The sequence below is a fragment of the Bacteroidota bacterium genome, from assembly GCA_016706255.1.
Classification (GTDB): Bacteria; Bacteroidota; Bacteroidia; order Chitinophagales; family BACL12; genus UBA7236.
Genome location: JADJJZ010000029.1, coordinates 478,060 through 497,044 on the forward strand (window position 1 = coordinate 478,060; position 18,985 = coordinate 497,044).

General features: G+C 36.0%; 20 protein-coding genes. 7 read left to right on the forward strand and 13 right to left on the reverse strand.

Translation table 11 applies throughout. The features are described from left to right. The first annotated feature begins 83 nt into the window (after nucleotides 1-83). The 5 genes from nusB to IPI65_20100 all read left to right on the forward strand — a co-directional run bounded on the left by nusB (nucleotide 84) and on the right by IPI65_20100 (nucleotide 3,432). On the forward strand, nucleotides 84-1,025 hold the full coding sequence (nusB, locus tag IPI65_20080) for a transcription antitermination factor NusB (protein ID MBK7443730.1): 942 nt from the start codon (nucleotides 84-86) through the stop codon (nucleotides 1,023-1,025). A 19-nt stretch (nucleotides 1,026-1,044) separates the two neighbouring features. Beyond that, complete coding sequence (locus IPI65_20085) at nucleotides 1,045-1,527, forward strand: DUF1573 domain-containing protein (protein MBK7443731.1); 483 nt, start codon at nucleotides 1,045-1,047, stop codon at nucleotides 1,525-1,527. Between the two features lie 34 nt (nucleotides 1,528-1,561). Continuing rightward, complete coding sequence (gene yajC / locus IPI65_20090; GenBank protein ID MBK7443732.1) at nucleotides 1,562-1,897, forward strand: preprotein translocase subunit YajC; 336 nt, start codon at nucleotides 1,562-1,564, stop codon at nucleotides 1,895-1,897. A 111-nt stretch (nucleotides 1,898-2,008) separates the two neighbouring features. Then, nucleotides 2,009-2,839: a hypothetical protein gene (locus IPI65_20095; protein MBK7443733.1), complete on the forward strand. Its 831-nt coding sequence runs from the start codon at nucleotides 2,009-2,011 to the stop codon at nucleotides 2,837-2,839. After that, nucleotides 2,836-3,432 (forward strand): dephospho-CoA kinase, encoded by a 597-nt coding sequence (locus tag IPI65_20100; GenBank protein ID MBK7443734.1) that lies wholly within the window; start codon nucleotides 2,836-2,838, stop codon nucleotides 3,430-3,432. The genes IPI65_20095 and IPI65_20100 overlap by 4 nt, the downstream gene beginning before the upstream one ends. Here IPI65_20100 and IPI65_20105 read toward each other — a convergent pair. After that, nucleotides 3,427-4,284, reverse strand: a complete 858-nt coding sequence (locus IPI65_20105; protein MBK7443735.1) for a hypothetical protein — start codon at nucleotides 4,282-4,284, stop codon at nucleotides 3,427-3,429. The genes IPI65_20100 and IPI65_20105 overlap by 6 nt on opposite strands. A 51-nt stretch (nucleotides 4,285-4,335) precedes the next feature. Here IPI65_20105 and IPI65_20110 point away from each other — a divergent pair, with 51 nt between their 5' ends. Further along, nucleotides 4,336-4,554 (forward strand): hypothetical protein, encoded by a 219-nt coding sequence (locus IPI65_20110; protein MBK7443736.1) that lies wholly within the window; start codon nucleotides 4,336-4,338, stop codon nucleotides 4,552-4,554. Here the strand turns inward: IPI65_20110 and IPI65_20115 are convergent. Beyond that, the gene (locus IPI65_20115) at nucleotides 4,547-5,653 is read right to left on the reverse strand and encodes an SPASM domain-containing protein (protein ID MBK7443737.1); all 1,107 of its coding nucleotides are present in this window, start codon (nucleotides 5,651-5,653) and stop codon (nucleotides 4,547-4,549) included. The genes IPI65_20110 and IPI65_20115 overlap by 8 nt on opposite strands. Before the next feature lie 93 nt (nucleotides 5,654-5,746). Here IPI65_20115 and IPI65_20120 point away from each other — a divergent pair, with 93 nt between their 5' ends. Continuing rightward, entirely contained in the window at nucleotides 5,747-6,718 is a 972-nt protein-coding gene (locus IPI65_20120) for a DUF1028 domain-containing protein (protein ID MBK7443738.1), read from the forward strand. Here IPI65_20120 and hemC read toward each other — a convergent pair. The 11 genes from hemC to IPI65_20175 form a co-directional block, all read right to left on the reverse strand. Beyond that, a complete protein-coding gene (gene hemC / locus IPI65_20125; protein ID MBK7443739.1) occupies nucleotides 6,715-8,271 on the reverse strand; it encodes a hydroxymethylbilane synthase in 1,557 nt (518 codons plus the stop codon). The genes IPI65_20120 and hemC overlap by 4 nt on opposite strands. Nucleotides 8,272-8,279: 8 nt before the next feature. After that, a complete protein-coding gene (hemA, locus tag IPI65_20130; protein ID MBK7443740.1) occupies nucleotides 8,280-9,506 on the reverse strand; it encodes a glutamyl-tRNA reductase in 1,227 nt (408 codons plus the stop codon). A 162-nt stretch (nucleotides 9,507-9,668) separates the two neighbouring features. Next, entirely contained in the window at nucleotides 9,669-10,127 is a 459-nt protein-coding gene (locus IPI65_20135; GenBank protein ID MBK7443741.1) for a hypothetical protein, read from the reverse strand. Beyond that, on the reverse strand, nucleotides 10,124-11,101 hold the full coding sequence (locus IPI65_20140) for a hypothetical protein (protein ID MBK7443742.1): 978 nt from the start codon (nucleotides 11,099-11,101) through the stop codon (nucleotides 10,124-10,126). Before IPI65_20140 ends, IPI65_20135 begins: the two co-directional genes overlap by 4 nt. 1 nt (nucleotide 11,102) lies before the next feature. Then, on the reverse strand, nucleotides 11,103-12,431 hold the full coding sequence (locus IPI65_20145) for a hypothetical protein (protein ID MBK7443743.1): 1,329 nt from the start codon (nucleotides 12,429-12,431) through the stop codon (nucleotides 11,103-11,105). A 36-nt stretch (nucleotides 12,432-12,467) separates the two neighbouring features. Next, the gene (locus IPI65_20150) at nucleotides 12,468-13,007 is read right to left on the reverse strand and encodes a hypothetical protein (GenBank protein MBK7443744.1); all 540 of its coding nucleotides are present in this window, start codon (nucleotides 13,005-13,007) and stop codon (nucleotides 12,468-12,470) included. A gap of 151 nt (nucleotides 13,008-13,158) precedes the next feature. Continuing rightward, nucleotides 13,159-13,860 (reverse strand): hypothetical protein, encoded by a 702-nt coding sequence (locus tag IPI65_20155; GenBank protein ID MBK7443745.1) that lies wholly within the window; start codon nucleotides 13,858-13,860, stop codon nucleotides 13,159-13,161. Nucleotides 13,861-14,320: 460 nt separating this feature from the next. Further along, a complete protein-coding gene (locus IPI65_20160) occupies nucleotides 14,321-14,743 on the reverse strand; it encodes a DoxX family protein (protein MBK7443746.1) in 423 nt (140 codons plus the stop codon). A 23-nt stretch (nucleotides 14,744-14,766) separates the two neighbouring features. Further along, nucleotides 14,767-15,495: a PorT family protein gene (locus IPI65_20165; GenBank protein ID MBK7443747.1), complete on the reverse strand. Its 729-nt coding sequence runs from the start codon at nucleotides 15,493-15,495 to the stop codon at nucleotides 14,767-14,769. A gap of 146 nt (nucleotides 15,496-15,641) precedes the next feature. Beyond that, nucleotides 15,642-16,598, reverse strand: a complete 957-nt coding sequence (locus IPI65_20170) for a DUF4249 domain-containing protein (protein MBK7443748.1) — start codon at nucleotides 16,596-16,598, stop codon at nucleotides 15,642-15,644. Nucleotides 16,599-16,613: 15 nt separating this feature from the next. Beyond that, on the reverse strand, nucleotides 16,614-18,968 hold the full coding sequence (locus IPI65_20175) for a TonB-dependent receptor (protein ID MBK7443749.1): 2,355 nt from the start codon (nucleotides 18,966-18,968) through the stop codon (nucleotides 16,614-16,616). Between the last annotated feature and the right edge of the window lie 17 nt (nucleotides 18,969-18,985).

The window sequence follows — 18,985 nt, forward strand, 5'->3', positions numbered from 1 at the left end:
CTGATGTCGTTTTTGTTTAAACCTAACCAATTTCGAAAAAGCCTGATAGGGCGACAAAAAACATCATTTAACTGTTAATTGACATGCTGAGTAGAAGAGGATTACGTATTAAGGCAATGCAGACATTATACATCGTTGCCAGTACAGAGCAAATGGATAGCAAAGCGGCTGTCAGGCAATTGCATAAGAGTATTTACAACTCGCATCAGGCCTACCTTTATTGTTTACATTTTATTACGGAACTCGCGCACCAGGTGGATTTAGAGGCGCATATCAAAAAAAATAAATACCTGCCATCAGAAGCAGATTTAACGTTTCCGGTTACTTTTTTTAACAATACGCTCATCAGAACACTGATGGACAATCAGTATTTCCAAAACAGGTTAAAAAAGGAAAAGTTATTGGATTGGGCAGATGAAGAGTATGCCAAAATTATTTACACGCAATTAAAAGATTTCCCGCCTTATATTGCTTATGCGCAATCGCAGCCCGATGTTGCGAAGGATAAGCGCATTGTAAAGGACATTTTTGAGGGCTTTTTACTCAAGAATGAGTACTTTGATGAGCACATGGAAAATGTGATCGGCACCTGGGCTGATGATGAGTTTATCGTTAAAGGCTTAATGGATGATTTTTTTAATGCCAAACAAATAGGAACTGAAAATGAACGCAACCTGTTTGATTTTTATATCACAGCAGAAGAGGAAGATTTTTCGGAAACCCTGCTTACAAAAACAATTTCGGAGGATAGTCATTACGACGAAATGATAAAACCCAAGTTGCAGAACTGGGAATTAGACCGTGTGAGTTTGATAGATAAGATTTTGATGAAGATGGCACTAACGGAGTTTTTGCATATTCCGACGGTACCAACCAAGGTTACGATTAATGAATATCTGGATATCAGTAAATTATACAGCACTCCGCGCAGCAGAGAGTTTATTAATGGTATTCTGGATAAGCTGATGAATGAGATGAAAACCAGCGGAATGATTGTGAAATCGGGTCGCGGATTGATAGAATAATAACAATTAACTTTGCAATATGAAAGCTTTATTTTTAAAATCAACCTTCATTGCTTTTGCAGTAGCATCAATGAGTTTAGTATCCTGTAAGGAACAAACTACTGATAATACTGTTGAAACCACAGCAGAAAATGCACGTGGTCTAGACAAAATTTCAACGAAAATTGTAGAAAATCCTACAGAAATAACTTTTGATCGTGATTTAAATGATTTTGGTGAAATTATTCAGGGTGAAAAAGTGCATACTGAATTTAAATTTACCAACACCGGTAAAAACGCTTTAATTATTACTGATGCACACGGATCATGCGGATGTACTGTTCCAGAATGGCCAAAAGAACCGATAGCACCGGGTGAGAGTGGTGTAATTAAAGTTCAGTTTAACAGTGCAAACAGAAGCGGACAGTTTAATAAAACAGTTACAGTAACTGCCAATACATTACCAAGCAGCAATACCATATTAAAAATTAAAGGAACCATTATTGTTCCACAAGACAAATAAAAAAATATTTAAAAACCAATAAAATCAAGTTTACATGTTAAATCGAATATTATTATTATCACCACCGGCGGAAGGGCAGGAAGCAGCAGGCAATTCAAGTATGATGAGTATCATCTTTTTTGCAGCTTTTTTTCTGATTTTATATTTTTTCATGATTCGCCCGCAATCAAAAAAAGCGAAAGAACAAAAATTATTTTTAACTGAAATTAAAGCAGGCGATAAAGTTGTTACCATTGGCGGTGTACATGGTAAAATAATTTCTGTAGAAGAATTTACTTATTTAGTTGAAGTAGATTCAAACACAAAAATTCGTTTGGAAAAATCAGCTATTTCGCTTGATTCTACCAAGGCCCTAATGGCGCGTAAATAATAACTAAACAGTTATCAATAATTGACATTTGGCAATCAAAATGCGCATGCAAAAAGTAATAAACGGGGCAGGATTGTAATTAGATTCTTTTCCTGCCTCGTTATTGCCTCTATGCTCTGGCTATTTAATGCACTTTCAGATGAGCATGAGGATGAAATTTATGTAAATTTGACCTACGAGCTTGCGCCTAATAAAACGAATGTAAATCGTTTACCTTCAAGGGCTGTATTGCAGGTAGCTTCAACAGGCTGGCAGCTTTTACGCGAGCAATTTAATACCCGTTCACTTACTATCGATTTAGCTGATTATAAAGAGGACAAAACTTTATTAACCAATCAGCATACAAAATTATTTAGCGATGCACTGCCGGAAGATATTCGGGTAAATCATATTTTTCCGGATACGCTCGACATGCATATTGCTACCAAATTAAATAAAAAAATTCCGGTAAAAGTTAGCTTCAGAGGCATTGCAGAAAACAACTGGTTAATTGATTCAGTGTATTATTATCCTGATTCAATTATTATTAGTGGTGCAGATAATATTGTAAATAAAATTAAATACTGGCCGACAGAAACCATTACGATTTATGATATTGATTCTATATTAAAAGGAGTGGCAATATTAAAACCTGCGCCGGAATCGAATATCAATATATCGGCAATTGCAGTAGCTTATGGTATTCGCGTTTACAAAATAACCAGTCAGGTATATGCACTCAATATCACTAATCCCAAAAACAGCGAAAAACAAATTGCGGTGCAAATTGAATGCGAAATTCCTTCGTTACACGTAGAAGAAACATCTGTTACTGACTTCGAAGTAACCTTGCTACCGATAGCACCTAAAGGCACTTACGCGATAAAATGCACAAAATTTCCGGACTGGGCACAAAATATTAATGTTCAGCCCGCGTTTATTTCAGTAACTTCAGCACAATGATGAAAATTGGCATAACGGGCGGTATTGGCAGTGGAAAAACTACTGTTTGTAAAATATTTGAGGTATTAGGTATTCCAATATATTATGCTGATGACCGTGCGAAAGAATTAATTCAAACAGAACCCGGTTTAATAAAATCTATCAAAAAATTGTTTGGTGATGATGTTTATGATGCCGAGGGTTTATTAGACAAAAAACGTGTTGCGTCTGTTGTATTTAATTTTCCGGAGATACTTGAGCAATACAATAAGATTGTACATCCCGCTGTTTTTAAAGATGCCGAAAAATGGATGTCACGTCACACACAATATGAATATGTAATTAAAGAAGCGGCATTGTTATTTGAATCGGGCAGTTATAAAAATCTGGATAAAATAATTTGTGTTACTGCTCCAATAGATGTTCGTATAGAGCGCGTAAAACTACGTGACCATGTAACTGAAGAACAGGTAAGGGCGCGCATGCAAAATCAGTGGTCGGAGGAAGAAAAAATTGTTTTAAGCGATTTTGTAATACACAATGATGGCGCTACTCCCCTTATACGACAGGTGTTAGCGATACATGAAAAAATCATGTTGTTTTCTGAATTATAATTTCCCTTTGTATTGTAAGCTTATAGAAGGCACTAATTGTGCAGGTGCATTTTCGGCATATAAAGCAGTATTAATTCCGGCGTTGATACCGATATTTTTTATCATAAATCCACCTTTTAATGCCAATCCGAAATATTTTAAATTGCTGTTATACATAGCAGTATAATTTGTGGTGCAATCGCAATCTGTTTCACTTTGAATCGGGTTTCTTAAATATCCTTCTACTGCAACATATAATATATCTTCAAATTTAAATCCGTATTCTATATCAGAAACTACTGCTGTTGCGTAATTATTATTTCTGATATCAGCACCTAAATAATATTGCAGCCACGACTTTGGAAACGACCACCCCGCTCCTATTCCGGGGCGAATGGAAAAACTATTGAATCCTGTTTGTAATCCATAAATATAATTGCGATCGGTTGAATTTAAACTCGTAATTAATGAAAAAGATAGCATCGGCTTTTCATCGTATATTTTATAAATGCCACCTAATTCGATATTACCGAAATAATTTAATTTTCCCGGTTGAAAACTTAACTGAGGTTGCATGGTTTCAAACGAGGCTCCGGTATATGCACTTTTTCCAACCATTTTATATGGAACAGTTGCCTGTAACGTTAATTTGTCAGTAATACCATATTGAGCAAACAATTGCACAGTTCTATCTGTAATATCAAACATTATCGGTGAAATTTCACCTTCTGCATTAAATGTATTTCTATAAGTATATGCCGACCAACCTACATTTGCATAAATGCCTTTTGCAGGTTGAGTCCATACTTGTGCAGAACCGATTTGAAAGCAGAATAACACGAAACAAAGCGCAACTATCCGTTGTATTAGCATATTTTTGCAGTTGTATCGTCAAAAATACATAACTAATTTTAAACCAAAACTATGACTGCTGCTACATTTGATTTACTGAAAGACCTTTTCTTTCTGCTTTTTTTCTATTTTGGGGCAGCATGGATGTGGGGTAAAATCAAATTAAAAGCTGCCGATCAGGCAAATCTGGAACGTATATTTGCCAGAAGTCGTAACCGATTTAAATGGTTATTTCTTTTAGGTGCGCTGCTGCTAACCGGACTGTTTATTTACCAGTATGCTTTTAATTAACCGGTAATTCAAATGGTAAATCAATTGGTTTGAGATCAACCATGTGACATTTTTCACAAAACTGAGGTGTTTTGTTTTCATACCATAACTGACGGAACTGACGGTAGCCGGGGCTGTTTAAGCAAGACATGATGCCATCATCAAAAACGTTTCCGAAATTGAGTTCTTTAGGAAATGGTTTGGCACAACAAGGTGTAGCATAACCATCCCAACTAATATAAAAATGTCCCCAAGGTAAATGACATTTTTTAAATTCATTTTTTGATTTAATATCCCAGATGGTCAGCTCAACATTTTTCACTTCATCTGCTTTTTCTTTTGCGCGTTTTAATTCGTTTTTAAAAGCATCGGTATGAAAAAAATCATAATAGCTGATATCATGAGCGGTAACTGCTGCAACATTAAATGGTGTTACATTAATGTAAGCTACCCCTAATTCACTTGCAATTTCTACAACTTCGGCCATGGTGAAATAATTTTCCTTAATGGCAACAAAATTGAACATTACATCTGCCCTTTTACCTTTACAGTATTCTACAATTTTTTTAACGTTATCGTAAAATAAAGGATATTCGCCACGTAAACGGACATTTTCGTAAACCTCACCTACGCCATCCATTGAAATTTGCAATGTATCCAAATGATCGGCAATATCTTTTACCAGTTCAACACTATTTGGCAGATGTGCATTTATGGAAATGGTAGTAATTATGCCTTTATTTTTTGAACGGATATATTTTAATGCTTCCGGTAACTGTTTGTATAATAAAGTTTCACCCAAACCGGTTAATCCAACTGAATCGATGTAAGGATATGTTTTGTCAATTATTTTTTTCAACTGCGTAATATCCATAAATCCCTTTTCCATTTCCTCACCGTATTGATATTCGCGCGGGCAGGTGATACATTTCAGGTTACAGTGATTGGTAACCTCCAGCATAATGGATGAAGGATGTGCAATTTTAGTACTGTTTATTTTGCGTAAATACCAGGCATAAATTTTATTGGAACTGTATAAAAAGAAGTTCATCCCGCCGGGTAAACTTTTCAGTCTGCGTAGTGCTTTTTTAATTCTTCGTTTGTTGATACCAAATGCCATGCGTCACAAAATTACGAATTCGAAGGCAGGTTATCACCTTAAAGCATGAACATCGGCGTCAATTGTTTAACTTTACCCATTATTTTAACGACTATGAACAAACTATATACCGCAATTATTTTAACGCTGCTCAGCGGCTCCCTTAGTGCGCAGCATACGTTTTCTATATGTGCAGTTGATCCGCTTACGGGTGAGGTTGGCAGTGCAGGTGCTTCCTGTATCGAAAATTCAAGAATTATTTCAGATGTTCATCCCGGTGTTGGTGTAGTGCACACACAGGCATATTACGTTGCTGGAAACCAGAATTATGCTGAAGATTTAATGAATGAAGGTGTTGCACCGGCTGCAATGATAGATTCACTGGTTGCCAACGATATTTTGGGAGATGCCAGTTATCGTCAGTACGGCATTGTTGATCTTGTTGACGGTGGTCGTGCGGCAGGTTTTACGGGTGAAAACTGTTTAGATTGGAAAGGAAATATTACAGGAGCAACTTATGCCATTCAGGGTAATATTTTGTTAGGCCCCGAGATTCTGGATAATATGGAAGCCAATTTTTTAGCGACAGAAGGAAATTTAGCCTGTAAGTTAATGGCTGCTCTGCAGGGAGCAAAAGTTCCGGGTGCAGATACAAGATGTACGGAATACAATATTTCTGCGCTTTCTTCTTTTTTAAAGGTAGCAAGACCAACGGATGAAATCGGCAATTTTATGTTAGATATTCGTGTAACGGATGTTTTTGGAGATAGTATCGACCCGATTGATTCCTTACAAACAATTTATGATGCTTTAGGCGGATGTGCTTTTAACGGTATTCCGGAAGCAAGTATAATTGCTCCAACAATTTACCCGCAACCATCAACTGCTGCAATTATTTTTCAGTTGAATAATTATTATAATTCGATATCAGTTTACGACCTTAATGGGGCTCTTGTATATACTGAAAATATAAGTGGTAAAAATTCGATTACTATTAATTGTATCGACTGGGTGAGTGGTATGTATTTTTACCAATTAAGTTACGCGAATGGTAAAAGCAGTGGGAAAATATTAGTAGAAAATTAAACTAATCCGCAAATTAATTCTGCAACACTTAACAAATGATGTTGTGCAGGAATAATTACATTTTCAATACCCTTATTTTTTAGGTAAGCTGCTGTTGTTGCACCTATGGCAATAACCATTTGGTTTTGCGTGATGGTATTTTGCAGTAAATAACCGTCTACATTTAACGGGCTGGTAAATACCAATATATCTGCTGCTACCGGTGAAATTGCATACGGATGATTGTCGTAAACCGGTACAAATTGTGTATGTGCAAACAAATTAATTTTATCCTGTAATGCAGTCTGGCGATAGGCTGCAGCCGGAAATACCACCCTTGTATGTTTTGCAATATGTTCAAATTGCGTAGCCATATTTTCAATTGAACCCTCGCCAACAAAATCAACAACATAACCAAGGTCATTTAATGCTGCAGCAGTTGCTTCGCCAATGGCGGCAAATTTAACAGCAGGTGAAACAGATTTAACCTGATTGAAAAAATGAAATACGGCATTTTTACTGGTAAAAAATAACCAGTCCGGTTCAATTTTAAATTCAAATGGCATTGGCCTTAATTCAACACATGGCAATCCTAAAACACTTAATCCTTTTTGATGTAAAACTGAATATGTAGTACTTCCCTCAGGTATTTCCGTTGAAATAAAAACGGTTTTATTATTTTTTTGTGGTAATCGTTTAAATATTTGTTGCGCAATTTCTTCACCGTTGGTACCGCGCATAAACATACGGTTTACCGGTAAATTTTTGTCGGTGGTTTGAGATGCCCATACTTGGAAAACAGCACCCTCTTTTTTACAAAAAACACCTAATGGCATATGACAGCCGCCATTAAATAAATTCATAACGCGACGTTCAATATAAATACGTTCCGCAACATCAGGATGGTTAATTTTAGATAAAATCGGCAATATAATATCATCATTTTCACGACACTGAAAAGCAAGAACCCCTTGAGCCGGAGCCGGAATTAATTTTTCCGGATTCAGCTGAACAGCATATAAATCGGAAATATCTAAATTTAATCGGTGTACACCGGCATATGCCAGCAAAATGGCATCAAAATCGCCATTGCGCAGTTTATTGATGCGGGTTGGTACATTTCCTCTGATATCGGCACAGGTAATATCCGGTCTGAAAAACTTTAACTGTACATTTCTGCGTGAAGATGATGTTCCAACAACAGCATTTTCTTTGAGATGAAATTCTTTGAGTAAATCAACTTTTTCTTTTCTGATTAACAATAACTCAGCCGGTGATTCACGATAAGAAACGGCTCCAATGCATAATCCCGGAGTGGATTCAGTAGGTAAATCTTTGTGAGAATGTACGGCAACATCAATATCGCCGCTTAATAATGCATCTTCAATTTCTTTCGTAAAAAAACCTTTGCCTTCTAATTTTTCGAGACTAAGATGTTGAATTTTATCGCCTTGGGTTTTAATTATATTGATTTCAGATGCAAATCCCTGTTCCAATAATTGACGTTGCAAAAAATGGGCTTGCCATAATGCCAAATCACTTCCTCTGGAACCAATAATAATTTTTTGCTGCATAAATGAACTCAATGTTTATGGCGGGATGCTTCTTTGCTGGATGCCATTGTGAGTGCAAGGTATTTCTTTTCCATGTAATCGAGCAATTTATCCACTACTTCTTTCGCGTGATTATCGAGTGTTGCCATTTCCTTTGCATATACCTCATCCACTGCCTTACGTCTGATTTCATTGAGTTTTAACGGAATAATACTATGGGCTTTTTCAACCATACGTTCTACATAAGCAGCCTGAAACTCTTTAACAAATTCATGCACTAGATGTTTTGCTTTAATTACCTCTGCTTTTCTGGAAGAGAGATTTTTTTGAGCAATAGAACGCAGATTATCGATTTTTATATACTCAACATTAAAATTGGTAATTATTTCCTCTTCAGTATCTAAAGGGATAGCCAAATCAATAATTACTTTTTTACTATTATCGTTACCAATTAAATTTTTATAAATAGCAGTGGTAATTTCTTTTTTTGCTGAACCGGTTGAAGTAATAATTACATCAAAACCGCCTGTATAATTGGGTAATTCAGATAAACTATAAGGAGTACCTTTAATATTCGATGCCAATTTTTCTGCATTAGCCAGCGTGCGGTTAAACACAGTAAAATTATGGAAGCCCATATCAATAAGATAGGCTGACATATTGGTAATGGTTTCACCGGCGCCAATTAAAATAAATTTTGCATGAGCAGGTAAGGCAAACTTTTTTAGTTGTAAAGCGGCAAGAGAAACAACGGAAACCGGCTTTTCAGCAATTTTTGTTTCCGAATATATTTTTTTAGCTGCAGGTATCAACATTTTCATGGCGAGGCGAATGTCATCACCGGTTAAATGCATTTCATTCGACTCTTCATAAGCCACACGCAACTGACGAATAATTTCCCGCTCTCCTACTACCATTGAATCTAAAGAAGCACTTACCTCACATAAATGTTCAAGTGCTTGAGGACCCTCAAATAAATTGGTATTTACTGCATTACAGGCTTCAAATCCGGGATTTACATTTTTAAAAAAATTGGCTGTAAAACTGTTATTTATGGTCTGATTGGTAGTAAAAAAATAAGTAACACGATTGCACGTATTCAAATACATCAACTCATCGAGCTGCATATTTTGTTTTATAAACCGCAATTTTTCCGCTAAAACCGGAGAAGATTTATCCGAGTCTATGATATAATGCTTTAACTGTTCAACCGGAACATGTTTATGCGTTACTGTTAATACTTTATATTGATTCACCGTAGTTCTGAGTCTAAAAACGTAACCTAAAATGGCGCCACAAAATTCCCCAAGTATGTCTTCAAAATTGTCATAAAATTGTCATAAGGACATTTCTGTGACAGATATCTTTCCACTTTAGGGTGTGGACTATTGTATATACGAAATCATTGGGAATGCGGTTTATTCGTGGAGTACCGTTATTGCGGGTGCGATGGCAACATTACTATAATTGCCGCTTCTGTCGCGGAGTTGAATTTCGAATAAAACAGTTTCTGAATCGGCATCCGGGTTTACGAGGATGGTATTGTTTAAAGTAACCTCCAACTCACCCTGAATAGCAATATCAGCACCTTCCGGGGCTAAAAGCGGGACGAAAAACGATTCAGTAAGTGGAATTCGGGGGTCGGTTACATAAAGTGACACTGAATCGGGGTAATTAAACCCTAAATCGCCATTACCATCTTCATAATGCACAATAAATACAATAGAATCAGCAAGCGCTGTAACAGTGGCAGGTGTTGCAGAAATTATCTCAATATAAGGGATGTCGCTCATTGGCGGGTTGATAACATCATCATCCTTTTTGCATCCGAGAAAGGCAATTGCAACAAGAAAAAATATGCTTGTTTGTTTTATCATTGAATAACAAATGAAAAGTAACCTATGATATATAATTGCGAATTGTCCGGAATTTCAGTCATAAAATCATGTGCATTATCCTGAATATAAGCACGCATGAAATATAATTTACCCGGTTCAAAGTCATCAGCATTAATTGTAAAATGATGCCAGTAAGTAACCTCTACCGTTTCATCATAAAATACCGGTCCGTAAAACGGAGCAAAATTCGGTTCCAGTTCAAATTCAAGTTCTGTGTAGCCGGTATTCATAAACATATCCTGACTAATTCTTACTTTATTTTGCACTAAGGTAGAAGGCATTTGATAGACACCATTTTCATCTGTATCATAAATGCCATACCAAAATTCAACTGTAGCACCTAATGGAATTTCTACAGGCGAAGAAAAATCATTTCTGGTAGTATCTATTCGCATTCCGGTGGTGTCATTTAAATAGGCAATATAACCGAAGGTTGTTGGTTGAAAATCGGCGAGCGTTGGAGACTGGCCGAATACATCGGGTGCACCATTTAAAATCCATTGTGTGATAGCTGCACGTTCTTCAGGATAAAGCGTGTCATATAATGGCATACGACCCAGAATTTCGTCCTCAGTGGTAATACGTTCATGCAACCACGACATAGCAGTATCACCCGGAATAACACGGTAGGTAAAAGTACCTTCATCATTATTTTTAATCACCGGTGCATAGAGTAAAGTATTATATGCGCTTTGCACCGTTCTGAAATCCGGTTCAAAAGTACCGTCATGGCAACCGGGAACAGCGCAAGTTTTACTAAAAATGTAAGTATGTAAACCTAAAAAACTTGTTGAGTCAATTGGAATATCATCCAATACACCATCGCTATAATCAATTGTATCAAACGGATTAAACGGAATGTCCGGTTCAATGCGAATAATTTCTTTTTTACAGGATATAATTATCACTATAAAAAAAGCAAGCGTAGGAATTATGAAATTGAGTTTTTTCATATTATGCAAATGCGGCTTCTAAAACATTACCTGATAAATATCCACCCGGAATACTGTCTTTAAATCCTAAAATGTGTGCAATGGTTGGAACAATATCAATTGTTTCACCAACAGGAACCTCTTCAGTACCCACAACCAATCCCTGATTTACAACAGATGGCGGACCAACAATTAAACTGAAAATAGACCTAGAATTTTCATCGCCGGTATGATCGTAAGCAAATAATCCGTTTGCATCAGCAATTGCATTAGGTGATGCATTTCTGCCATGTTCAGGAATACAAATCATGATGGTATCATTAGCAAGTATCGGGTCGCTTTGAATTTTATCCCATAACCAACCCACACCATAATCTGCACGATGCAAATAAGATGCATATTCGCTAAAATTAGTATGACAGATATCGAGATTAGTTGTATTGATTACCATTAATTCAGGATGGAATTGTTGCATTACTTTCCAGGATACCGCAATATTGGATAAATCGCCTGTAATTTGATCTAATCCAACACCTGCAGGTAATGGCCACTCAATTGGAATTACACCCTTAATCACTTTTAAAATAAAATCCTGAATTGCCTGTTTATCATCTGCTGAATTATAAATACCCGGAATATCGGTTACACTGCGATTAAAATTGCTGTTTAAAAATGATTTAATCGAATTTAATCGCGCGAGTTCTTCAGGGTGCATGGTATTTAATGTAGAAAAATAATCCATACCTAAATAGCCGAACGTAGTTTGCGGACTTAAATAATTTGCTCCGTATTGGGCACCATAAAGTGGGTCGAGACTATAATTTAAATTTACATAAGGACCTAAATCCAGTGACATCCACCAGGCATTTAATGCAGTTTGTTGCGGGTCGTTATGTTTTCTGTAATATTCGAATAAAGTTGGCGTAGCAGGATTCGCATACAAGTTTAAACTATCCGGCGTATAATTACCGGTAATTACAGCAGTATGCCCGTTAAAGTGACCTGTTGGCCCACTGGCGTAGCGCATGTGTTTAAATAACGTTCCTTTAGTAACTAATGGAGCCGGAACCACCGGATCCCAAACATCATACACTAGGTTATAAGCGGGTGATGCACCATTCAGCATATTACGCATAATATTACCTGAAGGTCCTGCAGCCTGATTTACTAAATACTGTTGTTCCACAGATTCCTGGTTTCTTATGCCACCGCCAAATACAACTAACACAACATGATTTGCGAGTCGCATGCCGGAGCTGCGAAATAGTGTTCCTGCAGGCAGTATATAAGGTGATGCAATCATTCCTGCTGCTGCAAGTGACGTATTGCGTAAAAATTTTCTTCTGTTCATTTAATTTATTATTCAGGTTATGCTGAAAAAAATATTTTAATAAAACATATATTCATTACTTAATAAAAAGGAACGATACACATCAATCACAGTTATATCCGGGTCTGATTCAATTAAATTTGCCAGTCCGTATTTTTCATATTCTGTTGGATTACGTAAATAAAATCGTAAATAACAATCTAATATAAATTGATCAACATCATCGCGCATTTCTGCATTATTTGGAATATTGGCAACAACTACCGGATCTTTTAACATTGCGTTAAGAATCATCTCATTAACCAGTGTTTTATCACCAATCGATAACCTATAAATAACAAGATTATCTAGCATATTAGAAGGTATGCTGGAATAATAGAGATTGCTGTACAAACTGGAAATATATTGTAATGGTGTTTTTAATCGGTCTTTTTCAGAGTTCGACTGATACACCGGTACTGTATCAATTTGATAGATGATATTATCATATACCACCTCTTCCACTATTTCGCGTTTACATGCAACAAGTGTAGAGCTGATAATCAGCAGTGCAAGTATTAATTTGCTGAACTGATATGAATGTTTAAAATCCTGCATATTCTTCAGAAGTTAATAATTCAAGTTTAACATTTTCAAAATCGTCTTCCGCCTGAATTTGTAAGGCTGCGGTATTCATTTCTTCACTATTTGGCAAACGTGCTAAATATGTGCTGTAGGCCTCAATGGCCTGACCCTGATAAAATTCAAGTTAATGAATTAGGATATCTATAAAATCACCTTTACTACTACCCTCTTGTAAAAACAAAGTTCCGGTTCCGCCGTCAACAATATTAACGCCTTGCAATTTTTCATCATCTGTAGGATATCGATGCAGCAAATTAGTAAAACAGGAAATAACAAAGTTTTCACTGCCCATATTTACCTGGTCATAAAAGTAATTATCAATATATCTTCTGAAATATTCTGTTACACCAATCGTGCCACTGTAAAAATCGGTATGGGCAGTAGACAATAATATTAATCGGTTATTTTCAAATGTATAATATAAAACTTCTGTTTCGAGGCCTGTGTCGTTCAAAAGATCAATAATATAAACCCAGTAATCGATTTGTGATTGCAATGAAAATGTGTCAAGATTTACTAACAGTCGTTGAGATGTAAGCAGATTAAAATTTTTGTAATAATCCCATTGACTTAACATTTCTGAAACAATTACTTCTCTTGATTCAACCGAATAGGCATTAGATTTCAGGTATTCTACATTATCAGTTATTTCTGACTCTGTTGCAGCCCTGCCAAATAAGTCGATGTATAAGTTATTGATGTAATTATTAAGGGTAATCTCAGCAACACCATCAATGGGTGGCGCAACATTGCCGTCAACAATAAGGTCCTCATGAACAATGGCATCCTTAGAGCAGGATACAACCAAAGCAGATACTATAAGCAAAAACAGGTAATTCGTCCGGTGCATGTATAGTTGTTTATAATAATTCTAAACAAAATCTTGTGTGGGTTTCCGGAACGGTATCAAATATAGCGAAAAAACGTAAACTCCAAATAAGTTAGTATGCTGAGAATGAAATTTTTATAAAATAAAAAAACGGCTCACCGGGAGCCGTTCTCTTTTCATACTTGTGCTGGTTCTTGAACCGAAATTCAGCAAAAGCATCGTTGTATATCGTGTAGTTACTTTTACGTTTATTAATAATTGCTTAACGTAAAGTTGTTTTGTTTTATTTGATAGTTCAAAAGTATAATGAATCGGTACGTTGTACAAGTGTACTCATCCACAACTTTGTACACAGCGTACAATTTTGTACTCAGCGGCCTGAAACGTACGTCGCATAAGGTTTTTACAAATGTAATTTTAATGTGTACTAATAAGTTGTACACGCTTATAAATAAAATTATTTTTTAAACCCTGAAATCTGGGCATCGATACTAAATTTACCGGGTCCGATAATCATGATAGTAATAAATACAATCATCATTTCAAATGGATACGCATTAAAATCAGAAGCGCTGTGACCGGCTATAAATGCAACTAACATTGTAAAGGCTAGCATAAAGGCAGAAATTCTGGTAAACAAACCAAGCATTAAAAATACGGAGCCGAAAAATTCAGCAAAAGCGGCCATAAAGCCCCAGAATACCGGTGCAAAATGGATATGCATGATTTCCATTTGTGCCCCTAGCTTACTCCATCGTGAAGGATCCGCAATTTTATCAAATCCGTGATTATATATAAATGATGCCCCTAAAACTATTCTTAAAAATAAAATTCCAAAGTTAAAATAGGTGGCATTCGCATTAAATAAAAACTTCTTCATAAGTAAACAAAAATAAACATACATTAAAAATGATAAGCCAAACCAAACCCAAAGGAATTAGCAAACGTGACACCAAAGGTGTTGCCAACATAATCATAAGAACCATCTTCCCGTTTTAATTTAACGGTGGAATATCCTATTGAACCATAATAAATTTCTAGCGCAATTGCCGGTGTAAGCATAATAGATGCTCCGGGACCTATTCCAATATCCAGTGTTGTCAATTTATCGGTAATAACGTCTTCGTACCCATTATTATTTTCATCGTATGCATAATAATGATCCTCATAAGTGCCAAAACCCATTCTTATACCCAATCCGCTCCATAGTTTTATCAGTTCGCCATCCAGAAAATAATAACGCAATAATATTTCAGGATTAATTGTTGAATTAATATCTGTTAACTCAATGGGGGCATAATTATTAGTACTGGCAGCCCTGGAATAACCTAATCCTAAACCTACAACAAACCTGTCTGCAATAAAATATCCGCCAAATACACTAATGGAAAAATTCGTGGAAGCTGTTTGGTTGGTATCAGTTGATGATATGCCTTCAGCATTACTCATCGAAAAATAAAGGGCACCTCCCGCTAAAATATCACCTTTAGCTGTTTGTGCAGATAATGCACTGTGGTTCATACACAACCAAAGTGTAATGGTAAAGCTTACCAATTTTAAGGGATACTCCAACTTATGTGTTAATAATTTATTTTGAGAATAGTCGTTAAGATTTACACTGATTGCATGCATGATAACAAAAGTTAAATAGTAATAAATAGTTGTCGTTGTATTACAAATATAATGGACAAAAATTAAATACTACTACATTACTGTTTATCAATATATTAGAAAAGGCATAAATGGTGAATTGACCCTGAGCATTAATACCATCAGCGTTACTGCACTATCAGTGTATCATAAACAGAACCATAAGCGCACCATATTCCGAGACCACCATTAATGTTTGTTTGCACAATTGTAGCCGATGAAAACGGACCATCAGAACCACTGTCAAATTCAAGTGTACGGTAGAAATCATATGTTGGGAAATCGATACTGCACCATTTCAAAATAATGGTATCACCCACTTTAAAAACGCCATATGGATTTATTGAAAAATCTTCTGTTGGATTATAACCGCGGTCCACAGTAAAATTAAACGATTGCCCGTTAATTAAATTGTCATCAAAAACAGAAGAAAATCCCGGATAAAAAGCTTCTTCATTTTGTTTGGTGAAATAGCGATAAAAATTACCCTGAGGTTCCGGCTCAGTAAGTGCAATGTATAAACGAACAAGTGAATCAACATCAGGATTCATATCCGGAACATAATAAATAGAATCAGGTGGAACAGGCGGATAAAGTGTTGTGCTTGAAGTAAGCACCTTATCTTCATAACTGATATTTAAGGTATATGTTTTACCAACTTCACCTACAAAGGCAGGCGTTCCTGCAAATATATCGGGCACGGTATATAAACAAAAATTGACTGCAAACGAACCTGTAGAATCCAACTCAAACCCTAAAAAGGCCGCCACCAAAGGCATTAGTTCTTCAGGTATTTCATCGAGACAAAATTCAACCAGCTCAACACTATTAACACCGTCGCTTACCGTAACTGTTGCATCATGTACATAAAATGCATCCAACTCATTAAAATTAACTTCACCATAAAATGGTACAGTTGATGTTAATGAAATAATAGGTGGTAAACCCGGCTCAATTGTACCTTCTACAACAATTTTTGGTTCAGGAGCAGGTAGGTCTAAAGTAATATCAGTTGTGCAGGCACTGAATAAACTGATCACTACAGTAAGTCCGAAAATATATTGATATCTGTTAATTAATTGCATAAAATTTTTTGCTGATTAAAATTTAAAATTCCATGTTACACTCGGAATAATTGGAAAAATGGAAACTTGTTTTGCTTGAACATCAACTGAACCATAAGCAAAATCACCTTCCCATGTGGTATAAATAAAGTATGGATTTTTTCTCGAATACACATTATATACTGAAAAATTCCAACTGCTTTCAAATTTTTTACCCGGTTTATTATTCAGGGTTGCTGATATGTCCCAACGGTGATAAGCCGGCATTCGGTAACCGTTTCGCGGACCGTAATCTGTTTGTAATTCACCACCAATTACATAAAAACTTTCAACAATTGTGGTTGCCTGGCCGGTTGCATAAACAAAAGTGGAAGAAAAATCCCATCTGTCGCTGAAATTATAAATCGCCACAATTTCTAAATCATGTGTTCTGTCATATTTAGTCGGAAACCAGCTTTTACCGGTTTGCAAATCATCAAACTGACGTTCTGTTTTCGATAATGTATATCCGATCCAACCATTAAATTTACCTTTTGCCTTTTTAATAAAAAATTCAGCTCCGTAAGAACGTCCGCGTCCAAAAACAAAATTATCTTCAATATCGGTGCCTAATTCAGGCACATAACCATCGGCATATTCAATTTGATTTTGTAAATCTTTATAATAAACTTCAATGCTGGTTTCAAATTTATTATCAGCAAAATTCCTGAAATAACCCACAGAATATTGGATACCAATTTGTGGTTTAACCTTTTCGGAACTTGGAATCCATAAATCGGTGGGTAAAGTTGATGTGGCACTGCTAACTAAATGGATATATTGATTGGTATAGGTAATTCCCACTTTAACAGAGCTTTGCGGGTCAAGTATGAAACGTGCATTAAATCTGGGTTCCAGGCCATAATAGTCGGCAATTATATCACCCGGGCCATAATAAACCGTATCTAAAATTGTTTGATTATCAGCAGCGTAAATAATATCATTATAAGGACCAACTTGTGCAAAATAATTTCCACGCAAACCAATATTTACTTTTAACCGGTCGGTAATATCAAATTCATCCTGAATATAAATACCTGATTCGTGTGCATATTTATTGCTCAATGTATCGGTACTAAATTCCACATCATCAAAACTTCCTTGCGCAGAATAAGGTGTGAAATTGTGAAAAATATAATTTGCACCAAATTTAATTGCATGATTAGAGCCTGGATAATAATCAAAATCTACTTTACCATTCCAATCGCGCACACCTGAAAATAAATTAAAATTAAAATCCTGAAACTGGCTTTCAACTGAAAAATCAAAACTGTTATAAATGGCACTTACATTCATAAACAACTGGTCGCTGAATAAGTGATTCCATCTTGCAGTACCTGTTGCATTACCCCAGGGAACAGTTACATTCAGTGAATTATCCGGCGCTGAGTAATTAAAAATGTCCTGACCAAAATAACCACTTAAAAATATCCTGTTTTTATCGTTGAATTTATAATTCATTTTGGTATTCAAATCATAGAAATAATAACCATTACCCTCAAAATCTGTTCCTTTTAAAAATGGAGTAACCAATGCATCGATATATGTTCTTCTTGCTGAAATAATAAAACTGGATTTATCTTTTACAATTGGCCCCTGCAAGGTTAAACGCGAAGCAATTAAACCAATACCACCTTCAGCCTGATATTCTTTATTGTTACCTTCTTTCATCTGCACATCAACCACACTGCTCAATCTGCCACCATATTGTGCAGGCATCCCTCCTTTTATGAGCGTAACATTTTTAATAGCATCCGAATTAAATACACTAAAAAAACCGAACAAATGCCCGGTATTATAAACAACTGCTTCATCTAAAAGAATTAGGTTTTGATCGGGACCACCTCCGCGCACATAAAAACCGGTGTTCCCCTCGCCTGCCCCGCCTACGCCCGGTAACAATTGAATTGTTTTTAAAATATCTACCTCTCCGAATAATACAGGTATTGTTTTTATCTGCTCAATATTTAATTCAACAGTTCCCATATCTGTGCTTTGCACATTGGCATCTGAACGTTCATCCTCAATCACTACTTCCTGTAATACTTCCCCCTGTTTTAAAGAAATATTGATCCGCTGGTCCGAATTTAGAGCAACAGTTTGAACCTGATTTTCATACCCAATATAGGAAAACACCACTTCATAAGTGCCTTCAGGCAGGGTCATGGAGAAGAATCCATACACATTTGTGGCCGTTCCTACAATAACATCTGCTTTCACATAAACATTGGCTCCAATCAGGTCTTCACCCGTTGCTGCATCTTTAATGTAACCGCTTAATGTATATTTATTTTGAGCAAAAATCAGGATGGGGCCTATTAGCATCCACAGTAAAATAATTGTCTTTTTCATTTGTTAGTGTAATAACG